12 protein-coding genes, 1 riboswitch and 1 other annotated feature are annotated in these 16773 nt (G+C 59.9%); of the genes, 1 reads left to right on the forward strand and 11 read right to left on the reverse strand.

The annotated features are described in order from the left end of the window. Positions 1-35: 35 nt before the first annotated feature. The 11 genes from ACZO0A_RS09570 to asnB form a co-directional block, all read right to left on the reverse strand. Entirely contained in the window at positions 36-1346 is a 1311-nt protein-coding gene (locus tag ACZO0A_RS09570; RefSeq protein WP_417065066.1) for an ABC transporter permease, read from the reverse strand. Next, entirely contained in the window at positions 1333-2025 is a 693-nt protein-coding gene (locus ACZO0A_RS09575; protein WP_252261426.1) for an ABC transporter ATP-binding protein, read from the reverse strand. Before ACZO0A_RS09575 ends, ACZO0A_RS09570 begins: the two co-directional genes overlap by 14 nt. An 89-nt stretch (positions 2026-2114) precedes the next feature. Continuing rightward, on the reverse strand, positions 2115-3770 hold the full coding sequence (locus ACZO0A_RS09580; RefSeq protein WP_337808619.1) for an efflux RND transporter periplasmic adaptor subunit: 1656 nt from the start codon (positions 3768-3770) through the stop codon (positions 2115-2117). Between the two features lie 254 nt (positions 3771-4024). Beyond that, positions 4025-5017, reverse strand: coding sequence for an ABC transporter permease (locus ACZO0A_RS09585; protein WP_337808620.1), 993 nt, complete (start codon positions 5015-5017; stop codon positions 4025-4027). Between the two features lies 1 nt (position 5018). Next, on the reverse strand, positions 5019-6122 hold the full coding sequence (locus ACZO0A_RS09590; protein ID WP_294826080.1) for an ABC transporter permease: 1104 nt from the start codon (positions 6120-6122) through the stop codon (positions 5019-5021). Further along, complete coding sequence (locus ACZO0A_RS09595; protein WP_302377075.1) at positions 6119-7660, reverse strand: ABC transporter ATP-binding protein; 1542 nt, start codon at positions 7658-7660, stop codon at positions 6119-6121. Before ACZO0A_RS09595 ends, ACZO0A_RS09590 begins: the two co-directional genes overlap by 4 nt. A 302-nt stretch (positions 7661-7962) precedes the next feature. Beyond that, positions 7963-9285, reverse strand: a complete 1323-nt coding sequence (locus ACZO0A_RS09600; protein ID WP_302377077.1) for a BMP family ABC transporter substrate-binding protein — start codon at positions 9283-9285, stop codon at positions 7963-7965. Positions 9286-9609: 324 nt separating this feature from the next. Beyond that, positions 9610-10941 (reverse strand): MATE family efflux transporter, encoded by a 1332-nt coding sequence (locus tag ACZO0A_RS09605; RefSeq protein ID WP_302377079.1) that lies wholly within the window; start codon positions 10939-10941, stop codon positions 9610-9612. Continuing rightward, the gene (locus ACZO0A_RS09610) at positions 10926-11951 is read right to left on the reverse strand and encodes a LacI family DNA-binding transcriptional regulator (RefSeq protein WP_302377081.1); all 1026 of its coding nucleotides are present in this window, start codon (positions 11949-11951) and stop codon (positions 10926-10928) included. Before ACZO0A_RS09610 ends, ACZO0A_RS09605 begins: the two co-directional genes overlap by 16 nt. Positions 11952-12092: 141 nt before the next feature. Further along, on the reverse strand, positions 12093-12683 hold the full coding sequence (locus ACZO0A_RS09615; RefSeq protein WP_215691101.1) for a folate family ECF transporter S component: 591 nt from the start codon (positions 12681-12683) through the stop codon (positions 12093-12095). A 95-nt stretch (positions 12684-12778) separates the two neighbouring features. Further along, positions 12779-12892, reverse strand: a riboswitch (THF riboswitch). 74 nt (positions 12893-12966) lie between these two features. Then, positions 12967-14547, reverse strand: a complete 1581-nt coding sequence (gene asnB, locus ACZO0A_RS09620) for an asparagine synthase B (RefSeq protein WP_302377082.1) — start codon at positions 14545-14547, stop codon at positions 12967-12969. A gap of 69 nt (positions 14548-14616) precedes the next feature. After that, positions 14617-14879: a binding site (T-box leader), on the reverse strand. Positions 14880-15309: 430 nt separating this feature from the next. Here asnB and ACZO0A_RS09625 point away from each other — a divergent pair. Then, on the forward strand, positions 15310-16545 hold the full coding sequence (locus ACZO0A_RS09625; protein WP_291232266.1) for a 6-phosphofructokinase: 1236 nt from the start codon (positions 15310-15312) through the stop codon (positions 16543-16545). Positions 16546-16773 lie beyond the last annotated feature (228 nt).

The raw sequence follows: 16773 nt of genomic DNA on the forward strand, positions 1-16773 counted from the left end.
GGGCCACCTTCCCCCAAGGGGGAAGGCATGGGGTTTTATTCATACCGCAGCGCCTCGATCGGGTCCAGCTTCGCCGCTTTATTGGCGGGGTAATACCCGAAGAACACGCCAATCGCCATACTGAACCCTACGGCAATCACAATGGCCGCAAGACTCGGGCGCGCCGTATAGCCCACGGCCTTGCTCAACGCTGCGCCCAGCCCCAGGCCCAGCACAATGCCGATGGCACCGCCAATCAGGCAGAGAATAACACTCTCGGTGATGAACTGCATCCGGATGGCCGACGCGGGGGCCCCCAGCGCTTTGCGGGTACCGATCTCGCGGGTGCGCTCGGTGACGGAGACCATCATGATATTCATGACGCCGATGCCGCCGACCAGCAGCGACAGCGCCGCAATGGCCGAAATGCCCAGTGAAATCGTGCTCATCATTTCAGACATCGAATCCAGCAGGCTCGCCAGGCTCGACGCGCTGGCGGTCCAGGAATCGTTGCGGGTGTAGTAGCTGGCAAAGAAATCGCCCACCGTGTCCACAAAGGTGGTCACGTTCACGCTGCCGCCGTTTGCCACCACCGTGATGCTCTGGTAGCCTGCGCCCGCGCCGACGATGGATTTTGCCACGTCCAGTGGGATATAAAAGTTCGTCTGGATGCTGTCATCGTCGCTGCCGCCGAACATACTGGAGTAGTTATCCTCTGTGTATTTATATACGCCTTGTATATAGAACGTATACAAATTCTTGTTGATCGTCAGCGTGACCGCCTTGCCGATGGCCTCCTGCGCGGTGCCGCCGACAGCCTGTTCGACGAATTTTTCTGACACACAAGCGACCTTGCGGCCCGCGTCCTTTTCATCGTCAAGCCAGCGCCCATACAAAATCTGCGAATCTGCGCCAAGATTTTCCAGTGTGGCAGCATTGGCACCGCTGACGCTGGTCTTGATGGTCGTGGTCGGTTCGCCGTACTTGGCAATCGTCCCATCGCCTACTTGCTGGGAAAGTTCGATGTGATCCACCTGCGTCGGGAAGGTGGCCATAAAGTCATCCATCATATCCTGGGTGATGAGGTCGGAATCCGACGGCTGCGAGTCCATGAACCGGCGCAGCCGGACACCCTGGGATGTACCCGAGGTACTGGAACTGCTTTTTTGCGTTACGGTAACCGAAATGTTGCTGGCACCCATGCCGGACATCGAGTCCATGACCGAGCCGGTCATGCTGTTGCCGACCGTTTCAATGGCGATGACCGCTGCAATGCCGATGATGATACCCAGCATCGTGAGCAGGCTGCGCATCTTATTGGACTTGACGCTGGTCAGCGCCATGCTGATATTCTCAAAAAGCTGCACGTTCGCCTGTCCCCTTTCGTTCGCCCACGATCAGGCCGTCGCGCAGCGTCAGCACCCGCTGGCATTCCTCGGCCAGTTCAGGGTTGTGCGTGATGAGCACGATGGTCTTGTGGTATTTTTCATGCAGTTCGTGAAAGAGGTTCATCACGACGCGGCTGGTCTGGCTGTCCAGTGCGCCGGTCGGCTCGTCAGCCAGAATCAGCGCAGGCTCGTTGACCATGGCGCGGGCAATCGCCACGCGCTGCTTCTGGCCGCCGGAAAGCTCGTTCGGCTGGTGCTTCATGCGCTCGGCCATGCCAACGCGGTCCAGCCACTCCTTGGCGCGGCGGGTACGCTCGCCCGCCGGGACGCCCGCGTACAGCATCGGCAGTTCGACGTTTTTCAGCGCGCTCTGGCGGCCGATCAGGTTGTAGGTCTGGAACACAAAGCCTATCTTGCGGTTGCGGATGGCCGCCAAGTCGTTGTCGTCGGCGTCGTGGATGTTCACGCCGTCCAGCACGTACTCCCCCGCTGTGGGCTTGTCCAGCACGCCGATAATGTTCATCAGCGTGGATTTGCCCGAGCCGGACTCACCCACGATGGCGACGAACTCGCCGGGGTAGACGGTCAAATCAATGCCGTGCAGGATTTCCAGCTCGTTCGGCTGGCCGATGTAGTAGCTTTTGCGGATGCCCTGCATCTGGATGAGCGGCTGTGCGGGGTGCGCGGCCTCGTCACCAATCAGGGTCTGCGCGATATTTTGTGCGAACTGTTGTGTATTTTCCGGCATCACTGACCTCCCGGGCCACCGGGGCCGCCCGCCGGGGCGTCGTCGCCGCCCATGATCACGGTGCCCTCCGGCATATTGCTGGGGTCGCCGACGTAAAGATCGCCGTTCTCCATCACCTGCATCCCGTCGCCGGACGAGCTAGTCTCCACGCCCTGGGTCAGGTCGGCCGTGGCGCGGATGACGTCGCCCTCGTTCAGGTCGTCGCCGGTGATCTCAACGTAGTAATCGTTGGTGTCGCCCTCGGTGACGGCGACCTGCTCAAAGGTCATGTCCACGCCCTCGCCGCCGGTCTTGCGCAGCACGTAGGTCGAGCCATCGTCGTTGGTGCCCACCGCGTCACGCGGGACGGTAAAGACGTTATCCTTCTCGCTGACGATGATCTCCACTTTGGCGGAAATGCCGATGAGCAGGCCGCTGTCCTGGCTGTTGACCGTGACAGTCGCGCCGAAGCTGCCGCTGTCGTTGGCGACCGGGTCAATGCGGGTCAGCGTGCCGGTGACGGTGTCCTCGGTAGCATCGCTGGTAATGTTGCACTGCATGCCGGCTTTCAGCTTGCCCACCGAGCTGGCGGGGATCGTGACCTCGACGGTCAGGTTGTCCACATCCTGAATGGTGGCAACTGCACCGCTGCACACGTCACCCACGGTGGCGTTCAGCGCCGTGATGGTGCCGTCCATCGTGGCGGTCAGGGTGCAGTTATCCCGTGCGGTCTGCAAGCTGGTCAGGGTGTCGTCCTCGCGCTGGGACTGCTCAAGCTTCGTCTCGGCGTTGTCCACGCTGCGGGACGCGCTGGTGGCAGCCTTCTGGTAGGACTGCTGGGCCTTGTCCAGCGCCTGGGCCAGCTGCTCGATCTGGTTGTAGCACTGGCTGACGGCGTCAAAGCCCTGCAAGCCCAGCTCTGGGATGCTGCACTGGCCCTTGGCGACGCTCTCACGGTTGGTGTAATCGTCGATCTGCCCCTGCAGACCTGCGGCGCGGTCGGCGTCGCCGTCCTGCTGGGCCTGGGTCAGCTGGATGCGCAGGTTCGCCAGGGTGTTTTCGTACCCGGCAATTTCCTCAGCGTAGCGGGTGTAATACTCGGTGACGATCTCACGGTTCGTCTTGCCGCTGTTGCTGCCGTCGGCCATTGAGCCGTAGTAGTCATCCAGGCCGAGGGTGTCGTACTTTTTCTGGGCTTCTTCCAGATCCGCCCGGGCACTGGCCAGGTCGGTGGACTGATCCTCGACAGCCTGGTCATAGCTCTTCTGGGCGTCGGTCTGGGTGTCGCTGAGCTTCAGTTCGGCGTTGGCGATCTGCTTTTCCACATCGGTGGTGTCCAGCGTAGCAATGACGTCGCCCTTTTTGACCGTATCGCCCACAGCCACATTGACCGCCGTGACCTTGTAGGTCTTGACGGAATCCGAGGCGGTGACGCTGGCGCTGCTGCCGGACTTTACCGTGCCGTTGACGTTGACCGAATCGCTGAGGGTCGTCTTTTGCAGGACGGTCGTGCGCACATACTGGTAGGTCGTACCGGCGGCCGCCTTATTGGCCTTGCGTACAACGTTGGTGATGGCCAGCGCGATAACGAGCACAATGACCAAAAAGATCATCAGTTTTTTGTGGCATTTGACCCAAGCCAACGGACCGCACCGGGTTTTTGTTTGTTCTGCCATACCGGGTTCCCTTCTGTGTGTGGAGATTTTTTGACAGAATTTAGTATAGAGGGTAAATGTGTTTAAACTATGAAAGAAGCATGAAAAAGCGGCACACCTTTGGGAAAGTGTGCCGCTGTATAAGTCGTGCTATGGTAGGGGTCGATGCCCGCATCGACCTGCGGGGCGTCGAGGACGCCGCCTCCTACAAAACCTGTTAGTGCCGTAGGGGCCGGACATGTCCGGCCCCTACCCCGCTCCTTTTTCGCCCGGGTTTACCGCTCCTCGCGGAAATAGGCCAGGCCCAGGTGTGCCGGGGGCTGGTTTTCTTTCTTCTTGCGCATGGATACCACAATCAAAACTACAATCGTAACGACGTAGGGCAGCATCTGCACCAGGTCGGTGATGTGGCTTGCCATCGTGATGCCCAGCAGCGTTGGCAGGAACTGATACAGCCAGTAGAGCATACCGAACAGGTACGCGCCCCAGATGGCGTTCAGCGGTTTCCAGGTCGTGAAGATGACCAGCGCCACGGCCAGCCAGCCCAGCGCCTCGATCTGCCCGGTGGTGGCCCAGATGCCCTGGTTGTAGTCCAGCACGTAGTACAGGCCGCCAATGCCGCAGATGCCCGCGCCGATACAGGTCGCCAGGTACTTGTACAGCGTAACGTTGATGCCCGCCGCATCTGCGGTGGCAGGGTTCTCACCCACGGCGCGCAGGTTAAGGCCCGCGCGGGTGCGGGTCAAAAACCAGTGCAGCGCAATCGCCAGTGCAATGGCGGCATAGACGAGGAACCCGTAGCTGAACACGACCTGCCCGAAGCCGCCCAACGTGGACAGCACCGGGATTTTGGCGCCGAATGCCTTGTTGGCGATGGGGGCAGCAGAGTAGCTGGCGCCGTTTAAGATAAACACGCCGAAGAAGTTCGCCACGCCCATACCGAAGGTCGTCAGCGCCAGGCCGGTGACGTTCTGGTTGGCACGCAGGGAAATCGTCAGGAATGCGTAAATCAGGCCGCCCGCCATGGATGCCAGAATAGCGCAGGTCAGGGCAATGACAACGCTGACCACGCCGCTCGGGTTGGCGGCGGTGTTCTCATAGGCCCAGGCGCTGGCAAAGCCGGCAAAGCCGCCCAGGTACATGATGCCCGGCACGCCCAGGTTCAGGTTGCCGGATTTCTCGGTCACAGTCTCGCCCAGCGCACCGTACATGATAATTGTACCAAAGGGGATGGCGCGTAAAATCCATGCAATCAAACTGCTGTGCATATCACTTGCCCTCCTTGTGTGCGCCGCGCGGGATGACGCGGTAGTTGATGAAGAACTCACTGCCGAGGATGAAGAAGAGGATGATGCCGGTGATGATGTCAGCAGCGTACTCGTTCAGCGAGTAGGCGGACGCAATCTCCGACGCGCCGCGCTCCAGGAACACGAGCAGGAAGGAGATCAGCGCCATATAGAAGGTGTTGAACTTTGCCAGCCAGGCCACGATGATAGCCGTGAAGCCGCGCCCATTGGCAGAGGCCGTGGAAATCGTCTGATCCTTGCCCGCGACGATGAGGAAGCCGCACAGGCCGCAGATGGCACCGGAAATCAGCATCGTGCGCACCGTGACGCGGCGGACGTTGATGCCCGCGTACCGCGCGGTGTTCTCGCTCTCACCGACGACGGAAATTTCATACCCCTGTTTGGAGAAGCGCAGGTAGGCGTACATGACAAAGGTCAGCACAATGACAACGATGATGTTGATCGTATAGCGCTGGCCCAAAATGACCGGGAACCAGCCCGCCTTGGTGGCCTTGTTCAGCGTGCCAAGGCTGGACGCCTGGCCGCGCATGATGTTGGTCATGCAGGCGACGATCGACGTTGCCACGTAGTTCATCATCAGGGTAAACAACGTCTCGTTCGTGTTCCAGCGGGACTTGAACCACGCAGGGATGAAGCCCCACAGCGCACCGGCGGCAATGCTGCCCAGCGCCATGGCCGCAAACAGCAGCGGCAGCGGCAGGTTGTTGCCCTGGTACACCATGATGAGGGCGGCGGTCAGGCCGCCAATCAGAATCTGACCCTCGCCGCCGCAGTTCCAGAAGCGCATCTTGAACGCGGGGGCCAGCGCGATGCCGACGCAGAGCAGCGTGGACAGATCGCGCAGCATCCAGCTGAAGCGGGTCATGTTGGCAAAGGTGCCGCTCCACATGACGCCGTAGACGGCCAGCGGGTTCAGGCCGGTGACGAAAAAGATAAACAGCGCATCGACGACCAGCGCCAGCAGAATGGCAATGGCACGCACAGCGATCTTCTGGGGCATCGTGGTCCCCTCGCGCTTGGCAATGCGCAGCAGCGGCTCGCGGGCCGCAGCGGCAGTCTGACTCATGCCTGCTCCTCCTTTACCAGGTTGGTCATACGCAGACCGACCTCTTCCTTCGTGGTCTTGCGGCCGTCGAGAATGCCGTTGACCTTGCCGCCGCAGAGCACGACGATACGGTCACACAGTTCCAGCAGGACGTCCAGATCCTCGCCGACATAAATGACCGCCACACCGCGCTTTTTCTGCTCGTTCAGCAGATGGTAAATCGTGTAGGACGTGTTGATATCCAGCCCGCGCACCGCGTAGGCGGTCATCAATACGATGGGGTCGGCGGCCAGTTCGCGGCCCACCAGCACCTTCTGCACGTTGCCGCCGGACAGGCGGGAGACGGGGGTGTTCAAATCGGGCGTGACGACGCCCAGTTCTTTTTTGATGGTCTCGGCCAGGTCGTGCGGGGCCTTGCGGTCGACAATGGGCGAATGTCCCTTGCCGTAGCTTTTCAGCATCATGTTGTCGGTCATGCCCATTGAGCCGACCAGGCCCATGCCCAGGCGGTCCTCCGGCACGAAGGAGAGGTGGATGCCCGCCTCGCGGATGGCCTTGGGGCTTTTGCCGATGAGCTGCACCGGGGCGCTGGCCTCGGGGGCGTAGTACTCAATGCTCGCGCCGCTCTCGGTGGGCTGCAGGCCCGCGATGGCTTCCAGCAGCTCCTTCTGGCCGTTGCCGGAAATGCCCGCAATGCCCAGAATTTCACCGCCGTAGACCGGGAAGGAGGCGTCGTCCAGCACGGTGATACCCTCGGCGCTGTGCACGGTCAAATGCTGGATGTCCAGCCGCTTGACCGGGTCGACCGGCTCGGGGCGGTCGATGTTCAGCTCGACCTTCTCGCCCACCATCATTTCGGTCAGCTTGGCCTCGTCGGCGTCCCTGGTGGCAATGTCGCCCACATACGTACCCTTGCGCAGGATGGTAACGCGGTCACTGATGGACAGCACCTCGTGCAACTTGTGGGTGATGATGATAACCGCCTTGCCGTCGGCCTTCATGTTGCGGATGACGCTGAACAGCTTCTCGGTCTCCTGCGGGGTCAGAACCGCCGTGGGTTCGTCCAGAATCAGGATATCCGCGCCACGGTAGAGCACCTTGACGATCTCCAGCGTCTGCTTCTGGCTAACGCTCATCTCGTAGACCTTCTGGTCAAGGTCGAGGTTGAACTCATATTTTTCGCAGATGGCGCGGGCCTTGTCGTGGACTTTTTTCAGGTCGAATTTTTCGCCGCCGCCCATGGACAGGGCGATATTTTCGGTGGCGGAGAACACATCCACGAGCTTAAAGTGCTGGTGGATCATGCCGATGCCCAGATCCAGCGCGTCACGCGGGGAGCGGATGGTCACGGCCTTGTCGCCAACGTAGATTTCGCCCTCATCGGGGAAGTAGATACCGGCGATCATGTTCATCAGCGTGGTCTTGCCGCTGCCGTTTTCACCCAGCAGGGCCAGAATTTCACCGCGGCGCACGCCCAGGGAGACATCCTTGTTGGCCACGACCGGGCCGAAGGTTTTGGTAACGTGCTCCAAGCGCACAGCATATTCGTTCTGCGCCATTATGCAGGCTCCTTTCAAGAGTCAAGTAGGTAGGGGCCGGGCATGCCCGGCCCGCAGCCTTGCGCGGCCACCCATAAGCGGGCAATCGCGGTCACGCTGCGGGCGAGGCATGCCTCGCCCCTACAGGGATTCAAAAAATCAAGGCAGGAACAATTTTGTGATTGTGGTGCGGCCAACGGTTCGGGGCATCGTGGAGGCCGACCCTTACATCTTCGTAGGGGCGGATTTGCAACGACAGATATAACCACCAAAAGGGAAGGCTGCGTTTCTACCGCAGTCTTCCCTTGATGACTCAATCAGAATCAGGCGACAGGGTCAGCATCCTCAATGATGCCGTCGATGCGCAGGGAGAAGGTCGGGGCTGCACGCAGCTCACCCTCGTGGAAGTAACCGTCGGAGATGGCCTCCTTGGTCTCGCCCTGATAGACAGCCACAGGAGAACCGGTGCTGAAATCGTAGTAGGTCAGGTCGATGGGGGCGGTGGTGACCTCCGCGCCGTCGACGGTGAACTTGCTGGTGTCGAAGACATGCAGGCTGCCGTCCTTCAGCGCAGCCTCAACCTCGGCGACTTTCTCGGCGGTGCCGTCGGCAACTTCGGGGCCAAGGTCGGTGATGGCGACAGCGCCATCCTCATAGCCCTTGCACCAGTCCTGCGGGATGCTGCCGGCCTGCGCACCCTCGAACAGCTCCTTGTAGTAGACCTTCCAGACGTTCGTCGCGGAGGTCAGGGCAGCGGTGGGGGCGGTGGCAAGCATATCGATGTTGTAGCCGACGGAGTAGCAGATCTTGCCGGTATCCTTCAGCTTCTGGGTAGCGGCGGGGGCACCGGTGGAGTCAGCGTGCTGGCCGATGATGACCGCACCGTTGGCGATCAGGGCCTCGGCGGCAGCGCCCTCCTTGTCGATATCGAACCAGGAGTTGGTGTACATGACTTCCATCTGGACATCGGGGTAAACGCTCTGGACGCCCAGGAAGAAGGCGGTGTAGCCGGAGACGACCTCGGCGTAGTTGTAGGCGCCGACGTAGCCGATCTTGACCTTGCCGTCAGCGGTGAAGCTGTCGGGCTGGGTCTCGGGGGTCAGCGTGCCAGACTCGACCAGGTCTTTGACCTTCATGCCTGCGACGACACCGGAGACGTAGCGGCTCTGGTAAACGGCGGTGAAGGCGTTGTAGAAGTTGTCGAGGTCGGAGATGGCGGCGAAGTCGCCGGTCATGGCCACAAAGTTGATGTCAGGGTACTTCTCGGCTTCCTCTTCCATGTAGGTCTGATGGCCGTAGGAGTTGGAGATGATCAGGTTGCAGCCCTGGCCGACAAGGTCCTCGGCTGCATCGGCGGTGCCGCCGCCCTCGGCGATCTTGTACTTCCAGACGATCTGGTCGTCGCTCATGCCCAGCTCGGCAGCGGCTTCCTTGATGCCGTTGATGTGCGCGGCGCTGTAACCTTCGGTCTCATCGCCCAAGATGATGGCACCGACCTTGACGTCGGGGGCCTGGTTGTTGCTGCTGCCCTCTGCAGTAGCGGTGGTACCGGCGGCGCTGCTGGCAGCGGTGTCTGCAGTGGAACCACAGGCAGCCAGGCTGAACACCATAGAGGTGGCCAGCAGAATACCCATCAATTTCTTCATGTGTGTTGTTCCTCCCTGTTGTGTGTGCATAAATAGCAAAAATGCGTTTCATTTTGTCGGAACGTGCCGGAAATCAACGCATTTTGTAACCTTGCATGACCCATTGTAGACGCTTTACAAACCGTTTGCAATAATTTTTAAATTTTTGTGAAAAGTTCAGCGAAAAGGGTAAATGTTTTGCCTGCGTGCACACAACATCGGGCAGAACGCACAACAAAAAAAAGCAAAAGTCATACTTTGTTGCGCAAAAGTATGACTTTTGGAGGGCTTTGTATAAGTACCGGAACTATTACGATACTAGGGATATTTTGGCGTTTTTGCTTTTTACGCCAAGCTCACCATCCACTTTCTCTTGCGGAACACCACCAGCGACACCACAAGGCGGAACAGTTCCTCCGCCGTCAGCAGCGTGTACACGCCCACAATGCCCCAGTGCAGTACATAGGCTGCAAAAAAGCACAGCGGGATGCCGATGCCCCAGGTGCCCGCTATGTCGATGATCATGACCATCCGGGTGTTGCCGCCGCTTTTCAGGATGCCGCCGCCCAAAATCATGTTTTCCACTTTAATGGGCGCATACAGCGCAAACACCACCAGCAGCATATGGCCCAGGGTGCGGACTTCGTCTTCCACGCGGTACAGCCCCACGTACTGCCCGGCCAGCCCGACCAGCAGTGATGAAACCACCGCCGCGCCCACCAGCCCGGTGACCATGATCTTCTTGGCGTCGCCGTAGGCTGCGTCGTACTCCTTGCGGCCCAGCCGCTTGCCGATCAGCACGCCCGCCGCCGCGGAAAGTCCGCTGAGCGCCCCGACGATGAGGCTTTGTATCGGGCAGGTCAGCGTGTAGGCCGCCAGATTCTGCGTGCCCAGGTGTCCATACACGGCGGATTCCACGTTCTGGCCCAGGCTCCACAAAAACTGGCTGACCAGAATCGGCGTGATCATGCCCAGATAGTCCCGCCGGGTGATTTTGGTAAAATGCAGCGAGGGCTGCACCCGCTCGCCGTCCTGCCGCAGACAGTGTAGGAATCCCGTCGCGATGAGCGCCAGATTTACCAGCTGCGACACCAGCGTGGCAATCGCCGCCCCGCGCACCCCGCAGGCGGGCAGGCCCAGCTTGCCGAAAATCAGCACATAGTTCAGCACCACGTTAGAAAGCACCGCGCCGATGCTGGCCGCGAAGGGAATGTTCGCGTGCCCCCTGCAGCGCAGCCAGGCAGACAAGACCGTGGAAAGGCCCATCGGCGCGAAGGAGAACGCGATAGTTTTAAAGTAGACGCATCCCTCGGCGATGATGGCAGCATCCTTTGTGTACAGTCCCAGAATCTGCGCCGTCGCCCCCAGCGAGACACCCAGGAACACCCCCGCCAGGCACAGGCTTATCACGGTGCTCAGCGTCAGGCTGCTCCACGCCTCTTTTTTATCCCCTGCGCCGAGAAATTGGGCAATGAGAATGCCCGCCACCGTGCCCACCGAGCCGCTGACTACATTGAAAATCATCGAATAGTTGCCGCCCAGCCCCACAGCCGCGATGCTGACTGCCCCCAGCTGGCCAATCATGATTTGGTCCACGATAGAAAACGACGCCTGCAGCATACTTTGCAGTGTGACCGGCACAGCAATTTTGCCCAGTTCCCTTATAAATTTTGACATGATACGCCTCCTGTGCTCTCCCTCGGGAGCAATGTGACCGGCAGTACGATCTTTTCCGCGCAGCTCTGGCCGCGGCCCATGGCCTCGATGCTGGCGACGGCAATGCCCGCCCGCAGCGCGGCGTCCTGCCGTACCGTCGTCAGCGACGGGTATCCGGTGCGGCTGGCCTCGCTGTCGTCAAAGCCAACAACGGCCATATCCCCCGGCACCCGCAGCCCCTTGGCCTGCAAAAAGCGCATACATTCCAGCGCGTAAAAATCCGACACTGCGAAGATGGCCGTGATGCCGGATGTGCGCAGAGCTGCGAAATTTTCTTCATAAAACTGCTGCCGGGGCCGGGCCTGCACCGGAACCTGCCAGCGGGTCACACGGTCGGGGCCAAAGGCCGCCGCAAAGCCGTCCATTCGCTCCTTGTCCATGCAGATATTGTTGTCTGCCAGGCAGAGCGCCCGGGTGTGGCCTGCGGCTTTCAGGTATTGCCCGGCCTGCCGCCCGCCGTCGGCGTGGTCGATCACGAGATTGACCACACCCGGACAGCCCTGCATATAGCCGTCGTACACGACGATGGGCGTGCGGATGGCCTGGCGCAATGCGGCATAGTCAGCCTCACAGAAGCCCATCAGAATCAGCCCTTCCATCCGCCACATCGACGCAAACGCCGGGACCTCATCCAGTGTCCGGGTGGTTTTAACCATCAAGAAGAAGCCCTTTTCGTTTGCCTCGCGGGAGAGTGCGTTCAGCGACGCCGTGACGAAGCCATCCTCCAGGACTTTGCCCTCGTACTTGGGGCTGTCATCGACGACCACGCCGATGATGCGGGAGCTTTTCTGCGCCAGCCAGACGCCCGCCATATCGGGGATATAGCCCACAGCTTCCAGCTCCTGCCAGACGCGCTGGGCCGTGCGCGGTGACATTTTGGACGTCTTGCCGTGGATGACGTTGGACACTGTGGCCGTGCTCAGCCCCAGCCGCTCTGCGATATCCACAATGCGGATACGATTTTCCTGCATGGTGCGCCCCCTCTCTGTACTTCCATTATGCAATGCACTACCATTATACGGCAGAGGTCGCCCCAGGGCAAAGGTTAAACGCGTAACCACGTACAGAAAATTTCCGTTAATTTTGGTGAAAACGCCAGCACCGGGCATACTTTACCGCTTATGAATAAACTTCCTGTCCAATCCCTGCTTGGCGGCGGCGTTCAGGACGACCCAGGTCAGGAATACCTCGATGGGCAGCATGATCGTGTTTTTCACCGCACCGGAGGTCAGGTAGTACAGATACCCCTTGCCGTAGAGCATGGCTTTCCACACGCTGCCCAACAAGACATTGCTGCCGTAGTTGATGATGAGCCGCGTCACAATAATGCGCGGCAGCGTCGGTTTGCGGCGGTAGAGCATAACGCCGTAGATCAGCCCCGACAGCACCGCCGTGACAAGGTAGCCGGGGAAATACGGCTCGCCGTAGCCGGAGAGCAGAAAACCGACGCTGTCAATGATGGCACCGGCCATCATGCCCACGACCGGGCCGTAGCAGCTGCATCCCAGCGAGACGGCCAAAAAACTAAAGTAGATTTTCAGGCTCGGCCCCATCAGGTAGATGGGCAGGCTTTCCAGCACGATGGCCATAGCGCAGACCAGGCCCGAGAACGCCAGCACGCGGGGGTTGTTCAGCTCCCGCCGGGCGGTGCGCCAGTAGTCGGGGGTGAGGACGGACAGGGTTTGTTCGGATACAGTGCACATAAAAAATCCTCCTTTGTGCGTTTGCCGCACAAGGGAGGAGGCAATTTTGGTTGGGACGGGCACAACGCCGCATCCGCCGTTGCACACCATCATGCAGCAGTGGGATGCGGAACCCGCACCGCGAACCTTGCGGTCACTTCGTCCTGCCACAACTCCCCGTTGGTCAGGCACTTCGGGGCAGCGCCCCACGCGCGGATTCCTACTCTGCGATATCGTTTTTTATTATACACGGGTTTTGGGGAAATGCAAGGGGAAGTTTTTCTTCCGCTGAGCCTTGGGGATTTTACTGCCCGCTCGCCCCATAGTTTGCCAGCACTCTCGCGCTGGGGTCGTTGACGTCGCAGTGAGGCCATGCCTTGTTGGGCATCCAGTAATCCACGATCATCTCCGCCTGGCCGGGGTAGTACTTCTCAAAAATTTCGCGGTACAGCAGGCTTTCCTTGGTAAAGGGGCGGCCATAGGTGTACTTGCCGCACTTCTCGGCAAACTCGCGGTCAGTGTAGATTGTCTCGGCATACTCCTTCAGGTCGTCCACCATCGAGTGGCCCACCGCGTCGCTGAAGGCGGCCTTCTCGCGCCAGAGGATGCTCTCGGGAAGCCAGTCGCCCTCGAAAGCCTTGCGCAGCAGGTACTTACCCTTGCCGTAGGTGTTCAGCTTCTTCTCGGGGGCGATGGCCATGACGTACTTGACGAAATCCAAGTCGCCGAAAGGCACGCGGGCTTCCAGGCTGTTGACGCTGATGGAACGGTCGGCGCGCAGCACATCGTACATATACAGCTCGCGGATGCGCTTCTGGCTCTCGGCCTGGAACGCGGCGGCGCTGGGTGCGTAGTCGGTGTACTTGTAGCCGAACAGCTCATCGGAAATCTCACCGGTCAGCAGCACGCGGATGTCGGTGTGCTCGTGGATGTACTTGCAGACGAGATACATACCCACCGACGCGCGGATGGTCGTGATATCCCAGGTGCCCAGCATGGCAATGACGCTTTCCAGCGCATCCAAGACGATGTCCTTGTTGATGATGACCTCGGTGTGATCGGCGTGCAGGTAGTCAGCCACCTGCTTGGCGTATTTCAGGTCGATGGCGTCCTCGCTCATGCCGATGGCAAAGGTGCGGATGGGCTTGCCCAGCTTTTTGGCCGCAATGGCGCAGACCAGGCTGGAATCCAGACCGCCGGAGAGCAGGAACCCGACCGGCGTGTCGGCATCCAGCCGCTTGTCCACACCCGCGACGAGCTTTTCCCGGATGTTCGTCAATACATCGGGAAGTTCATCCTGGCTGTACGCGGGGGTGTCGGCGATATCGCAGTACCGCACGAACTGACCATTGCAGTAATAGCTGCCGATGGGGAACGGATAGATTTTTTTGCATAGCCCCACAAGGTTTTTTGCCTCGGACGCAAAGGCAATGCGGCCGCTCTCGCTGTACCCGTAGAACAGCGGGCGGATGCCGATGGGGTCGCGGGCAGCGATGAGCAGCTTTTTCCGGCTGTCGTACAGAATCATCGCAAACTCAGCGTCCAGATGCTTGAACATATCCAGGCCGTATTTGTAGTAGAGCGGCAGGATGATCTCGCAGTCGGAGTCGGACTCAAAGGTGTAGCCCTCGGCTTCCAGTTCGGCTTTGACGGGGCGGAAGCCGTACAGCTCGCCGTTGCAGGCAACGCAATCCGCACCGCGGAAGAAGGGCTGCATGCCCTCGGGCGTCAAGCCCATAATGGCGAGACGGCCAAAGCCCAGCAGACCGAACTCAGTCTCGGCCACACGCTGGTCGTCCGGCCCGCGGCTGGTGGTACGCAGCAGATACTCCGTAAACGTTTCCTTGGGCAGATCATGCCCGGCATAACCCATAATGCAGCACATTGTTTGTTTCTCCTTTTCGGTCTTACACTTTCCGAATGGTAAAACAAAAAGACAGCCCATTCGCCCTGTCATTAGGACGAATCGCTGTCTTGATCCGCGGTGCCACCTAAATTACCGCAGCCGAAATAAGGGCATACGGTCACTTTTTCCGTACACGTTCACCTTTGAAACGCTGCCGCTGTAACGCACAGCCTGCGGCGCACCCTACTTTTTGCATTTCAGGCTGCAGCTCCGGGGTGTTCTTTCGCGCCCTGTCACCGTCCCGGCTTACACCAAATGCCAGGCTCTCTGTGCGGGTCTTGGGCGGTACTTTTCCCCATCAACGCTTTTGTTGAGTAAAGAATAACACGGTCATGCAGTCCTGTCAAGAATAAATTTCAGATTTTTGGGCGTCCGCCCTGTTTTTTTCAGCAGGTCGGCGGCACGGCGGGTGCGCCGTGCTTCGTCATCTTGCACAACTTTGCTCCGGTTCCGCAATTTTTGCAAGGTTGCCGAATGATTCTTGCAAATATTCGTGATGCAAAATTCCATACTATGGAACGCTATTCCATCTGCCGAATTTTGCCGCGCACCGCAGTTCCACCCTGCGGAATCGCATCGTTCTGCCGCCCGCGCCTTCATCTAAGCAACCGCCGCAATGGTAAATGCCGCCGCCGCATGGTACACTGAGGATGACAATATTCGTGTGCTCTGCGCCGCGCCTCTACCCTGCGCGGGCACGCCACCCACAAGCTGCAGGCCCTGCCTGCTAGGAGGAAAACTATGGCAAAAAATGCGATCGTCGGTCAGTCCGGCGGCCCAACTTCCGTCATCAACGCCAGTCTCGCGGGCGTGTATGAAAGCTGCAAGCGCCGCGGCGCGGGCAAGGTCTACGGTATGCTGCACGGCGTGGCCGGCCTGTTAGAGCGCCGCACCTGCGTACTGGACGACAAGCTGAAAACCGCACTGGACATTGAGCTTTTGAAGCGCACGCCGTCCAGCTATCTGGGTTCCTGCCGCTACAAGCTGCCCGACTGGCACACCGCCGAGGGCGAGGCCGTCTACATCCAGCTGTTTGAGATCCTGAAGGAGCTGGACATCGGCTACTTCTTCTACATCGGCGGTAACGACTCGATGGACACCATCGGCAAGCTGGCCGACTACGGCGCACACATCGGCAGCGACATCCGCTTTATGGGCGTGCCTAAGACCATCGACAATGATCTGATGGTCACCGACCACACCCCCGGCTACGGCAGCGCCGCCAAGTACATCGGTGTCGTGATGAAGGAGATCATCCGCGATGCGACAGTCTACGGCACCAAGTACGTGACCATTGTTGAAATCATGGGCCGCAACGCGGGCTGGCTGACCGCCGCCGCTGCATTGGCCAAGGCCGAGGACTGCGAGGGCGTGGACATGATCTGCCTGCCCGAAGTGCCCTTCAACGTGGATCATTTCGTGGAGAAGGTCGAGCGGATGCAAAAGGAGAAGCCGTCCATCGTCATCGCCGTGTCCGAGGGCGTCAAGCTCGAGGATGGCCGCTACGTCTGCGAGCTGGCCGACGATGTCCACGCGGTGGATGCTTTCGGCCACAAGGCCCTGACCGGCACGGCGCGTTTTCTGGCGAACACCGTTGCCCGCCGTCTGGACACGAAAACCCGCTGCATCGAGCTTTCTACCCTGCAGCGCTGCGCGGGTCATCTGACGAGCCGCACCGATATCACCGAGGCTTACCAGGTCGGTGGTGCCGCCGCCAAGGCCGCATTTGAGGGCCACACCGGCGAAATGGTCGCGCTGGACCGCATTTCCAACGCGCCGTACCAGTGCGGTACGAGCCTGCACCCCATCAGCGAGGTTGCCAACCTGGAAAAGAAGGTGCCGCTGGAGTGGGTCAACGCCGACCACACCGCCATGACGGATGAGTTCCTGGCCTACGCCCTGCCCCTGGTCCAGGCCGAGCTGACCCCGATCTACGTCGAGGGCCTACCGCATCATATCTACCTGCCAGAGGCGTAAGTCACTTTCTTCGAGAAGAAAGTAACTAAAGAAGCTTAAGGCAATACCGCATAATTCTAAGTGCCGATACGGCGAGCGAGGTGCGGCAGCTGCTAAGCCAAAAGCGCAGATAATACTGGATGCTGCAAAGGTGAGCGCCGCCAGTGGCGGATACAGCGAACCGAAGCAGGGGCAGCGGTCGCAGAGTGCGAGGGGCTTTTGCCCCCGAAGCACGATGCGGGTACCGCA

It is taken from the genome of Gemmiger sp. (assembly GCF_057431175.1).